General features: G+C 46.4%; 8 protein-coding genes and 1 pseudogene. 6 read left to right on the forward strand and 3 right to left on the reverse strand.

Features of this window, described 5'->3' with window-relative positions; genetic code table 11:
- The first annotated feature begins 3 nt into the window (after nt 1-3).
- The 3 genes from J4772_RS09510 to J4772_RS09520 are packed head-to-tail and all read left to right on the forward strand — an operon-like array spanning nt 4 to nt 3308.
- Nucleotides 4-1167, forward strand: a complete 1164-nt coding sequence (locus tag J4772_RS09510) for a glycoside hydrolase family 76 protein (RefSeq protein WP_247741060.1) — start codon at nt 4-6, stop codon at nt 1165-1167.
- A gap of 21 nt (nt 1168-1188) precedes the next feature.
- Complete coding sequence (locus J4772_RS09515) at nt 1189-2268, forward strand: glycoside hydrolase family 76 protein (RefSeq protein WP_181917420.1); 1080 nt, start codon at nt 1189-1191, stop codon at nt 2266-2268.
- Entirely contained in the window at nt 2265-3308 is a 1044-nt protein-coding gene (locus tag J4772_RS09520) for a glycoside hydrolase family 76 protein (RefSeq protein WP_209075040.1), read from the forward strand. The genes J4772_RS09515 and J4772_RS09520 overlap by 4 nt, the downstream gene beginning before the upstream one ends.
- A 689-nt stretch (nt 3309-3997) precedes the next feature.
- Here the strand turns inward: J4772_RS09520 and J4772_RS09525 are convergent.
- Nucleotides 3998-4759, reverse strand: a complete 762-nt coding sequence (locus J4772_RS09525; RefSeq protein WP_209075041.1) for an AAA family ATPase — start codon at nt 4757-4759, stop codon at nt 3998-4000.
- 337 nt (nt 4760-5096) lie between these two features.
- Between J4772_RS09525 and J4772_RS36965 the strand changes: the two are divergent.
- Together J4772_RS36965 and J4772_RS09530 are read left to right on the forward strand one after the other, a co-directional pair.
- A pseudogene (locus J4772_RS36965) lies at nt 5097-5398 on the forward strand (SAM-dependent methyltransferase); the annotation flags it as partial.
- Nucleotides 5399-6604: 1206 nt separating this feature from the next.
- Nucleotides 6605-9064: an ATP-binding protein gene (locus J4772_RS09530; protein ID WP_209075042.1), complete on the forward strand. Its 2460-nt coding sequence runs from the start codon at nt 6605-6607 to the stop codon at nt 9062-9064.
- Here the strand turns inward: J4772_RS09530 and J4772_RS09535 are convergent.
- Nucleotides 9061-10134: a D-alanine--D-alanine ligase family protein gene (locus J4772_RS09535; RefSeq protein ID WP_209075043.1), complete on the reverse strand. Its 1074-nt coding sequence runs from the start codon at nt 10132-10134 to the stop codon at nt 9061-9063. The two genes, J4772_RS09530 and J4772_RS09535, sit on opposite strands and share 4 nt — an antisense overlap.
- A gap of 45 nt (nt 10135-10179) precedes the next feature.
- Nucleotides 10180-11115 carry a tyrosine-type recombinase/integrase gene (locus tag J4772_RS09540; protein ID WP_247741061.1) on the reverse strand — a complete coding sequence of 312 codons (936 nt, stop codon included), beginning with the start codon at nt 11113-11115 and terminating at the stop codon, nt 10180-10182.
- Between the two features lie 277 nt (nt 11116-11392).
- Between J4772_RS09540 and J4772_RS09545 the strand changes: the two genes are divergently transcribed.
- Complete coding sequence (locus J4772_RS09545) at nt 11393-11782, forward strand: GntR family transcriptional regulator (RefSeq protein ID WP_116058747.1); 390 nt, start codon at nt 11393-11395, stop codon at nt 11780-11782.
- Nucleotides 11783-11786 lie beyond the last annotated feature (4 nt).

Genomic DNA, 11786 nt, shown 5'->3' on the forward strand with positions numbered 1-11786 from the left:
GAGGTGGCGAACATCGCAACAAAGCGTATCGTGTGGTCAGGGGGCGCCGTTCTGGCGCTTGCGCTGGCCGCCGTACTCCTCTGGCGGTTGCCCGGCTGGCCGGGAGGCGGCGCGGACAGAGAGGTGTGGGCCGTCCGGGCCGACGAGGCGGGAGCCGAGCTGGATCTCTCGTTCTGGGACGACAAGCGCGGCATGTTTAACAATGCGTCTCCATGTATTTTGCAGGCATGCACCGACCCGTTTAATTACTGGTGGCAGGCGCACGCGGCCGACGCTCTGCTCGATCGCTACGAGCGAACGAAGGATGGGGACGTAAGGAAGCGGGTGGGCGAGCTGTTCGACGGTATTCGGGACCGCAATGCCGGCGTATGGACGAACGGCTATTACGACGATATGGAATGGATGGCGCTCGCCTGGCTGAGAGCGTATGAGCTTCTGGGCGACGACAAGTATAAGGAAGCGGCGCTTGAGCTATGGGCGGATATTCGCGGCGGCTGGAACGAGGAGATGGGCGGCGGTATCGCTTGGCGTAAAGAACAGCTTGATTACAAGAATACGCCCGCCAACGCGCCGACCGTTATTTTAGCTGCAAGATTGTACCGGAATTTCAGTTCTCAGGACGATTTGGAGTGGGCGCTGAAAATCTACGATTGGCAGAAGCGCACGCTGGTCGATCCCGAATCCGGCCTCGTATGGGACGGAATCAACCGGACGGGAGACGGGGCGATCGACAAGGACTGGAAGTTTACTTACGGACAGGGCGTGTTTATCGGCGCGGCGATGGAGCTATACGAGGCGACCGACGAGGAGAAATATCGGGAAGACGCAAATAAGACGGCCGACTACGTGCTTGACGCGATGGCCAGTCCGGCGACCGGGCTGCTTCCGAACGAAGGAGACGGCGACGGCGGTTTGTTCAAGGGCGTGCTTGTCCGTTATTTGACTGAATGGGCGGTTCGCGAGCCAGAGCGGGGAGGCCAATACGGCGGCCTGATCTTGACGAATGCGGCCAGCCTGTGGGATTACGGTCGAACCGGCGAGGAGGCAAAGTTCGGAACGTCGTGGGCGCAGCCGCCGGAGACGGTCGTACAACTAAGCTCGCAGCTTAGCGGCGTGATGCTGATCGAGCAGGCGGCCAAGCTGGAGAAATTGGGTTACAAATTATGAAACGGAGCGGTGATCATACTTATGAGACATCAACAGGAAGCAAGGGCCGCCCGGGCCGACCAAGCGCAGCAGGCGCTGGTAGAACGTTACTGGAATGCCGGAATCGGCATGTTCGACATTGAGACGCCGTGCCCGAACGGCGAATGCAATACGATTTTCCACTATTGGTGGATGGCGCACGCGGTCGAGGCGTTGACGGACGGACTGGAACGCACGGGGGATTCGCGATATTCCGAGCTGCTGGACGCCCTGTACGAAGGATTGCTCAGAAGGAACGGAGGCGCATGGCCGAACGCGTTGTACGACGATATGGAGTGGATGGCGATCGGCTGGCTCAGGGCCTATAACGCGACCGGAACCGAGAAATATAAGGAAGCGGCGCTTCTGCTCTGGCAAGATATCCAAACCGGCTGGAACGAGCACATGGGCGGTGGTATCGCCTGGCAGAAAAGCCAGCTCGATTATAAAAATACGCCGGCCAACGCGCCCGCGGTTATTTTGGCCGCACGTTTGCATGCGCGATTCGGCGATGAAGCCGATCTGGGTTGGGCACTGCGAATCTACGATTGGCTGAAAAGCAACCTCGTCGATCCCGCAAGCGGCTTCGTCTGGGACGGCATGAACCGGCTCGGCGACGGGGCGATCGACAAGGAATGGGAATTTACGTACTGTCAGGGCGTATTTATCGGCGCGGCGCTTGAGCTGTATCGGGCGACGGGGAACGACGCGTACCTCCAGGACGCCAGGCGAACGGCCGAAGCGGCCGCCCGCAAACTAGCCGAGTCGGAGACGGGGCTACTGCCGAACGAAGGCAACGGGGACGCCGGCCTGTTCAAAGGCATTTACGTCCGCTACTTGGCGCAGCTTGCGCTTGCCGATCCGTCCGGCAGTGGGGAGGCGGCCAAGCTGGTCGCGGGCAATGCCGAACTGTTGTGGTCCAAGGGGCGGGACGCCGAGCGGACGCTGTTCGGCCCGAACTGGAGCGAGCCTCCCGGCGGTACGGTGGAGCTGGGGACGCAGATCAGCGGGGTGATTTTGCTGGAGGCGGCCGCGCGGCTTGAAGCTGCGGAGCTTGCCGGACGGACGGAGGCGACCGCATGAGCGGCTGGACGGAGAGAGCCGAGGAGCTTCAGGAGGTTTTCTACCGGCATTACTGGAACGAGCGAACGGCCATTATGAACCAATGGTATCCGGAGAAGGAAGGCTCGGAAGGCGAGAACTATTACTACTGGTGGCAGGCCCATGCGATCGACGTTCTGGTCGACGGGTGGGAACGGAGCCGGGACGGGAAGTATTTGGAGCGCGCCCGTCGGCTGGCCCGCGGCCTCAAGGCGTCCAACGGCGGCACGTATCGCCACGATTATTACGACGATATGGAATGGACGGCGCTGGCGCTGCTGAGAATGTACGATCATACCGGCGAAGAGGAATACAAGCTGGCTGTGCTCGATCTGTGGGCGGACATCCAAACTGCCTGGAACGGTCATATGGGCGGCGGCCTGGCATGGAATAAAAATCAACTGGACTACAAAAACACGCCGGCCAACGCACCGGCCGCCATTCTCGCGGCCCGGCTTTACGTCCGTTTCGGAGCGGAGGACGACTTGGCTTGGGGTAAACGAATTTACGAGTGGAACCTGGAGAACCTGGTCGACCGGGAGACGGGCTTCGTCTGGGACGGCATGAACCGGCTGGGCGACGGTCGCATCGATTACGACTGGGATTTCACTTACTGTCAAGGCGTCATGATCGGAGCGGGATTGGAGCTGCACGCCATTACGAGTGAAAACCGCTACTTGCGCGAGGCCGAGAGAACGGCGCGGGCGACGATCGACCGTTTGGTCGATTCGGCGACTGGAATGCTGCCGGACGAGGGAATCGACGACACCGGCTTGTTCAAGGGCATTCTCGTTCGATACATCAAGCTTTTGATCGATCGTAAGGCGGAAGGCTCCGGGGAGTGGAAGGACATTTTGCGACGGAACGGCGAGGCGCTATGGAATCGCGGGATCGATCGCACTTCCGGATCGATCGGCCCGTCGTGGTCGGAAGCTCCGGCCGGCCCGATCCAGCTTAGCGTCCGTCTGAGCGGCGTGATGCTGGCGGAGGCTTTGGCGGGGCTTGGAGGAGCGGTAGAGTAGCGGTATAGTAGCAGAGAAGCTAGTGGAAGCCGTAGAGGAGTAGTAGAGACTTGTCGCACGGCTGTGAAGTCGGGACGTTTTTCGGAGTCGAATAGACTCTGGGGGCGTCCCTTTCCGCCTTCACGCGCCATAATCGATCGAAGCTGCACGATTTCAGTCTCCGGACCTTTCACGAACCGATTTTCGGCGGAATCGTCGAAGTAACGGTCTGCGAGATCGCCGGATGCTGGAATCTATCACATGGGGCAGTTACCGAGCCGGATTTCCTTGCCGAACGACGATTTAGTCATAGTTAGTCATAGACTTGCAGTTGGTATGGGATAACGCGAAAAAATCGGAATTGTTGAAGTTAAAGTGACGTCGTATCTGTTGCCTGAGAGTTTGTAAAGCGCGAAACCGCATATGTTAAAATCGCGGCAGAAAGGCCGAGTGCTGCGAACACTCGGCCTTTACAATTGGCTTGGACGGGATGTCCCTTCAAGTCCATGAAGTTACAAAAAAGCTCACCTTCGGCGAGTACCCTTGGGGTGGTTTTACTTTCTCTTGTAGTTATTCGCGATTATAGTTCTCATTTGGTTGGCGAAAAATGTGTTTCATCGAGTTTATCTGCTCCGGCGGTTGCTCCGGTTAGATGTCAACAAACAGACTGTTGGTACGTGTTGTTCCTGCAGGCGACTACCCTTACCATCTTAACCGTCATTATCCGCCAACAGCTCGCCGAGCATACGATCGTGATTGTTCAAAAACTGCTTTGTTATAATATAATGGTCCGTCTCCTGCCAAGCGACCCGTTGTATTCCCTCGGCGTTCAACTGGTAAATCCAAGCGTCCGGGTAAGCCATTAAAATCGGCGAATGCGTAGCAATAATAAACTGGGAATGCAAACCGACAAGCCGATGCATACGCGCAAGCATTGCCATTTGTCGGGAAGGAGACAACGCCGCTTCCGGTTCGTCCATTACATAAAGACCTTTTCCGCCGAACCGGTGCAGGAATGTTGCGAAAAATGATTCGCCGTGCGATTGCTCATGCAGCGAACGTCCTCCGTAAGAATCGATAATCGGCGCTGAATAGGAAGGCTCCCGATCCATCTCGTCGATATTCGTCGCTAAATTGTAATAGCTCTCGGCACGAAAGAAAAAACCGTCCTTCGGTCGTTGCGGACCACGCACAGGGCGCAAATAATGGCTTAATTCGGAATGGGTGCGAGCTGTTTCGAACGTAAAGTTGATCGTCCCTCCCTCGGGATTAAAACCGAGCGCAACCGCGACCGCCTCGATCAGCGTCGATTTTCCAACCCCGTTTTCTCCCACAAAAAAGGTGACTTTTGGATGAAACTCTATCGTTTTAAGTGCGTGAACGGCATCCAGATTGAAGGGGTACTCCCGGAAGGAAGGCACGCGTTCTCTCAACAATTCCATTTTGCGCAAATAGGCTGCTTGATCACTCATGGGCAATGTTCTTCTCCTTTTCAGTATACGGATTGTTTGTGCAACCTTCTGGGTTAAAAGCCGCATTTCTATCGCGGTGTTCATCCCGATAAAAGCAAACGAAAATGGCGGAAACCATTTCCGAAATCCGTGAGTCTCGATTACGGCCTATTGTACCATAAAGAGCGGTTCCGACAGTGCTCGCTACCAAAGCGTTGCGGCATTAATAGGTCTCCTCCTACCGAACGAGTCGAGGAGCTTTTTCAGCAAAAATCGTTTTGAGAAACGTGTTCTGCAAGGATAGCTGATACTGTATTTTCATTTAACTTTGCTTGCCAATCAGAGCGCCATAATAGATCCTGATAGATTTTTTCAAAATGAATCGTATCAAAACATGGTTAAGATCGACGGGCCTGGACCAATAGATCATCCAGCAGCAAGTCATAAGATTGTTCATACCTATAAGAGTATTACTTCTATGTTTTAAGAAGCAGGCTTTAATATAATTCTTTTAGAATATTGTGATGAAAATGGTTCCATCATAATTACTGGAATGAGAAGGATGGCTATATATATCGTTCTATACGTTTTGATAATCGAAATCAAGATGGTGAATTTAGATTTGTTTCACTTATTGTTGATGCAAAAAAGCCAAATTGAAAATCATTACATGAATAATTTAAACATTTTTCTTAGAGCAGCATTACCGCTATTCGTGTTACAGTTCGGCCCTACGAGCAAGCCAACATCTAATACACCGATCCACATATGGCCGGCGTACTGCTTAATATGCTACGAATACCCTCCAACACCTGTATGCCTTTTCGCTAACAAGTTTCCACAACGCTTGAGATGCTGCAATACATCTCATTACCGCTGTGCTTCCTGAATCCGCGGGCATCTTCTGGCGGTTTTTGCACTTTCGTAGGTCCTCTTTACTTCTGATGTTGTCAAAGGGAACCGTCAAATCGTACAGAAACAGAGGGTTATCCTTATATTTTTTCAGATGTTTCAGCAGCTTCTTTTCTTTTGCTTTGGCGTATTTCCTTTGGTATGTCATGTTTAATATTTCTATTCTGAATTTTCCTTAGTTAACTCATCAATATTCTTGTTTTACCTACAGCAGTCTCACCGAAAAATCTCATCTTTCAGATCGACAGAATTTTAAGTGAACTAAACGGCTTCCGGCAACCTTACGAGGCTGTTCATCGCTGGCATCGCGTTTTTCTAATATCGCGAAGTTCCTGGAACGTGCACCGGATCAGGCTGGTGAGTAGGTGCGATTTCAGATAAGGCATCTCCTCACGTGGATGATGCAGCACTACGACGAGCCCAGTATAAAGTGTTGGTCAACAATGTTTTGGCAAATACAAGAGGGTTTTGGAACGGTCTGTTTACCTGTTACGAATGTCACATGTACCTTGAACGAACAATGACCATGAACGGTTCTTTCGCCAGATGAAAACAAAGCATCGCTGGATGGCCGGCCGTCGCAGTTGGAGCGATTACATCCTCCGCAGCGGGGGGCCGTCATGTTTGTAGACAATGCATTGAAACAAAATGATATCATTGAACGCCTACGGAAAGTAGACTACACCACATTCAACAAGGAGAGAACACGCTGGAATGATCATTGCTTGAAGGAACGAAACGTCGAAGGTTCCGCAAAACCATGAAATAAACTTACAAAGCAACGAAAATAAGATTTGTGCGTGAATTGGTCAGTCGTAGAAAAAAATGTCGGAGCACAGCGTCTTTTTGTTAGTCGTTCTACATAAATCGACAAAAAGAATGTAGGGATATTGGTATACTGTTTTGAATAGTCAAATATGTCCTAATAACTATGAATTATTTGGAGGTTTTAAATTGTTATCCAAACGCCAGACCACAGCACTGAATAAAATTAAACAAGCTTTCGATAATGGTGATAGCATCATACATCTACATGGACCTGCAGGCGGGGGAAAAACTACCCTAATCAAATACCTCCTCCAAACTGAAATGGCTGAGTTTGAAGATTGTTCCCTATACTATATTGAGGGAAAAAGAGATACAGTAGGGTCGTATGAAACAATTACACTTGCTGAAGGAATCCGTAGGCCAAATCACGAATTTACTGGTTTTAATCTTAGTTTGGGTTTTAAAATCTCTAGTCTATTTAATCTTGGCGTTGCGGGTGTTTTTCAAAAAAAACCTGCTCTTGATCCTAAAGTAAATTTTGTTGTTGAAGAGCTAAAAAGAAAATCCACTTCCCAAATTCTAATAGTTGCAGATAGTTTTCAATACTGGGATGTAGCATCAAAAAATTTTTTACTGACCTTGAATAACTACCGTGAAAAACTTCTTGGTCAGAAACGCTTGTGTGTTGTGATTATTACAGACGATGATGCCAAGCAAATCTCGGATTACATTGATCTTTCGACACTATATGCTCGAGGCTTGGAAATAGTATTTCCGCTTCCAAGTCGATTGGAATTGCGCAGCATTCTTTATTTATTAGGCTACTCGGAATTGAGGATTAGTGACGATGATTTGGATAAAATTATTTCGATTACAGGGGGGAATTTAGATTTTATCAAGTTTTTCATCGAGGGTTATTACTACTCGAAGCAAAGCAAGCTATCGACTGATACCAGTCTATTCGATGTAATGAAGATGCTTGAACATCGATTGGAAGTATTTGGAGACAAAAAAGACGATTTATCCGAAGTTTTACAAGCTTCTTCTATTCTAAATGGTGATTTTAAAGCGGAGCAAATCGAGTACCTGCTCAATCATAAAAAGAATGTAGAGGATCTTCTTCAGGAATCCTGCGAACACGCTATTCTAAAGGAGAGTAATCACTACATTTTTTCTAACACATTTATTCAAGAATTATTTTATAAAAAATTAAAAAAGAGTAAAAAAGAAATCAAATTTTCGATCGAATACGCCAACTATCTTAAGGAACGTGAGCCTGAGAATTATGCAGGCCGAGCCTATTATTTATCTGTAGGAGATCCTAATAATGAACGGATATTAGAAGTTTTAGAACTTTTCACGATGGCCTATTGTCGTAATATTGAAAGTTCAATTGAAGATGCCGAATCCAAAAAAATAGAAGTGTTAATCAAAGAAAAAGCTCAAAGCAGCTTGGATAGACATGATGTAAAGAGACAATATACTCTATTTTTAAATTTAAAAAATGCCTACGAGCTGTACTTTCAAGAACGGTATAGGGAAGCATCACAAGTGTTGGATCAAGTCCCTCTTTTGGGGACGTCACTTATCATGTCTGAAATTGAACGGATGAAACTTGTCGTTGCCTTAATGGTGAATATACATACGGACAAAATCAGACGCTTGACCGAGCGACTTCATGAAATTTTAAATGAATTGAAGTCCCACGAAAAGGAACAATGGTGCAAAATCGCATTCACCTTATTTTCCACCTACTCAAACAAGTTAGGAGATTTTGACCAGAGTGAGCGTATTGTAAATGAATTACTTGCTTACATTAATAATTACAAAGGAGGTCATGGATATTACGAATATCTGGGAAACGTTATTGCTCGAAAAGCTTGTGTATTTAAACAAGCCTCATTGGCTGTATTTAATACAGCGGATAGTTTAGAGTATTTTTCTAATAGAAGCGATTATTTGCAATACTACTTGACGCTTTGTAACCATTCGGGCAACTTGCTTGTTCTAGGTAAGTATGATGAAGCGATAAATCATCTAACGAAATGTTTAGAATTAGTGACTGAACATCCACTCGTACAGTTTCCGTCACAAGAAAAAGTATATAATAACATAATACTATCCAAATTTTTCAATAAGTATAATATTAAAGAATATGAAAACCAATTATACATATCAGAAGCAATACAAGAATTTGAAAAAAAAGTTTCTGATGTATCAAGAGAAAGCAACGCAATCATTCATATTAACATGATCAATTTATATCTTATGAAAGGTGACTATCAGACAAGTCAAGAGATGCTGGATGTTCTCACAAACAAAATATTAAAGGATACAGAGGACAGTTTCTATCAATACTATGTTTTGAATCTTAACTTGGTGTTATGCGTACTTCAACATTCATGGGAAGAAGCCGAGAAATACTGTAGCAGGATGAAAGATAATTTCCCAAGTTTCCATAAGAAAAACAAACTTTTAATTCAGCAGCGAAACTTCGCTCTACAAAAGTTAATTGAGCATAAAGCTTCTCATCCTTCTAATCAATTGGACGAATGGATATATCAAAATGCTAATCCCTTAGATGAAGCGGGTGGCTTTTATTGTCGGTTATTTCTATTCTCAGATTTGCAATTCACATCAATTTAGATTTCAGAATCTTTGCAGGCTAAATTGATAATCGTAGCATAGATATCCTCGTAGGCAATTCCAAGATTCATGAATGAGTACGCAAACGAGCTATGTTTGGTGGTGTATGGTGATGTTGCAATATCTATTACGTAGGGGATTCCTTTAGTATCAACTCGAAAATCTATCCTACCGTAGTTTGTCAAACTAACTAACCGAGCAACCTGAATTGCTATGCTTTTAATCTGATTTATTGTTATTGAATTGAACTCATCGGCTAAAGAAAAAAAACCATATTGATCTTTATAAGAACGTTCGTAGGTTAAAATCTCTGAATTTATGTTTCTTTTTCCGTCTATGGATATACCTACAGGATCCATAGCGTAAATTTTATCGCCAATAAATAAAGGAACCTCGCACTCGTAGCCGCTTATTAACTCTTGTATTAAAATAGGAGATTGTTGAGATGAATATAAGGATTCAAGATGTGACATGCAATTTAAGTCAAACAAAAAAATTGAATTTTTTTCAAGACCGATGCTTGCAGATTCATGCATCGATTTTAAGACAATAGATGTTCCAAGAACAGGCTTATCATTATTAAGCCAACTATTATTACCAATGAATACCCACGTTTTAGGGGTGTTGATTTGATGTGCCTGTAAGTATTTGGTGTACATGTATTTTGCCCTGCAGTATGAAGTAATCAAGGCATTGGAACCAGTATAGGGAATTGAGAGCAAATCGCAAAAAGAGGGAATTAGCGACTTTTTTCCTACATGCTTTCCGTTTCTAGATAGATTATAGACAAGTTTATTATTTTTGAAATAGGATTCTTCAAGAGTTTTGACGATAAAAGTAAGTTCATTAAAAAAGGGAAGGATATAGAACTCTGAAGCTTGTATCCCATCAAAAATCTCAGAAAATTCCTGATCAGAAAAAAATTCATTATTCTCTGAATAATCAATCTGTTGATTATTGATGATCCTCGTCTTAGAGCGTGAATTACAAACTAGAGCAATTTGATATCGTTCCCGAATACTGGTTGCTCTCAATTTAGATTGTTCAACAAGCTTGAACAGTTCACTCATTATATAACCTCCAAATAATTCATAGTTATTAGGAGGTCTGATCGGCTACAAAATTAAATTGTTCCGAGGGTTAAAACGAGAGAGAACGTCCTTTTTGCGCTGGATAGATACCTCCGTATAAATTTCGGTTGTGCTGACGCTGGAGTGGCCGAGGATTTCCTGAACGGATCTTAGGTCTGCTCCGTTGTCCAGCAGCTGTGTGGCAAAGGTGTGCCTGAGATAGTGAGGAGTTGCCTGGTTGTTGATGTTGGAGGCGTTACGGTATTTGTAGAAAATGTCTTCAATCGAATAGATTGTAAGCGTATTCCCATACTTGTTAATAAAAAGTGCATCGCACTGCGGCTCTAGGAAGTCTCGGATATCCAGCCACATCTTGATTTTCGATAGAACTTCCTCGGAAGAAAGGTAGAGGATTCGTTCCTTTCGTCCCTTGCCGAAAATGAGCAGTGTTCGCTTTTCCAGGTCTAAATCCCTCAGTTTGATCCCCACCAATTCCCCAATTCGTATGCCGGTCGAGAATAGCAGTTCGAGAATTGCATTGTTGCGAATACAGATTTTTTGTCGATAAGCGCTTTTTAGGGTTTGCAAATCTGTTTGAACGGAAGTCAACAGCTTGCGGACATCTTCGGTCGATAAGGTTTTGGGAATGCGTTTTGATTTTTTGAAGTTTCTCCCCAACGCTTGAATGGGAGAATGCGAGATCCATTGTTTGTTCACCATGAAGTTAAAGAAGGATTTAACGGATACATATTTCCGCTTAATGGAAGAATCCTTAATCAGCTGCTCATGGATCAGCTCGGCAAAGTAGGCCTGAATGTCTGATTCGCCGATGATGTCATTAGAGCGGGAATGGCACCAGTTGAGCAATAGGCCCAAGTCGCAGGAATATGCCTTAATGGATTTGGGGGATAAATTACGTTCAACGGCAAGATGTGCTGTAAATTTTTCAAGGTAGGTTGGAAAATCGCGAATCGTCAGCATTAAAGGAATGGCCTCCATCAAAGTTCATGTTGTCAGTCTCCATTCTGAAGGAGGCAGATCAAGAGTACAAGCCAAGTTGGGGAAGGGGGGCGAAAAAGTGCCAAGCGGTAGCGGAATGCGAGAGTGGACCCAAAAAGGTACCTTAAGGGTTAGCGAAAGGGGGTACGCAGTCTGCTAGGCCTAGCAACGTTGCGATAAGCACCTCCGCCCTTGCCCATTAAGTATTATTTGTATTACAATATATAATACTTAAAGTGGGAGAAGGAGCGCGATCCTCATGGTCATTACGCTGCAATTGGATAGCGAAACGCCGCTCTACGAACAACTGCGCAATCAGATCGTGATCGGCATTGCGACCGGCGGGCTGAAGGAACAGGAGAAGCTGCCGACAGTTCGCCAACTGGCGGAGGATTTGGGCATTAATACGATGACGGTAAACAAAGCATATGCGCTTCTGAAGCAGGAAGGGTACATCGTCATCGATCGGCGGCATGGGGCGAAGGTCAGTCCGAAAACGCAGATGGATGCCGTCCACAACGAGCAACTCGAAGCTCAACTTCAGCTGATTATCGCGCAGGCAACGATTAAGGGCGTCGACCAATCCGTGTTCCAGTCGATGATCTCCAACATTTTCTCCAAGATGACCTACCGGCATCAGCCATCCTAAAGAA

The sequence above is a fragment of the Cohnella sp. LGH genome, assembly GCF_017671885.1.
Classification (GTDB): Bacteria; Bacillota; Bacilli; order Paenibacillales; family Paenibacillaceae; genus Cohnella; species Cohnella phaseoli.

What these genes read in the sequence shown, in the direction of transcription:
- J4772_RS09515 (WP_181917420.1), top strand. Translation starts at nt 1,189, where the DNA reads ATGAGACATCAACAGGAAGCAAGGGCCGCCCGGGCCGACCAAGCGCAG.
- J4772_RS09520 (WP_209075040.1), top strand. Translation starts at nt 2,265, where the DNA reads ATGAGCGGCTGGACGGAGAGAGCCGAGGAGCTTCAGGAGGTTTTCTAC.
- J4772_RS09525 (WP_209075041.1), bottom strand. Translation starts at nt 4,759, where the DNA reads ATGAGTGATCAAGCAGCCTATTTGCGCAAAATGGAATTGTTGAGAGAA.
- J4772_RS09535 (WP_209075043.1), bottom strand. Translation starts at nt 10,134, where the DNA reads ATGAGTGAACTGTTCAAGCTTGTTGAACAATCTAAATTGAGAGCAACC.
- J4772_RS09540 (WP_247741061.1), bottom strand. Translation starts at nt 11,115, where the DNA reads ATGCTGACGATTCGCGATTTTCCAACCTACCTTGAAAAATTTACAGCA.
- J4772_RS09545 (WP_116058747.1), top strand. Translation starts at nt 11,393, where the DNA reads ATGGTCATTACGCTGCAATTGGATAGCGAAACGCCGCTCTACGAACAA.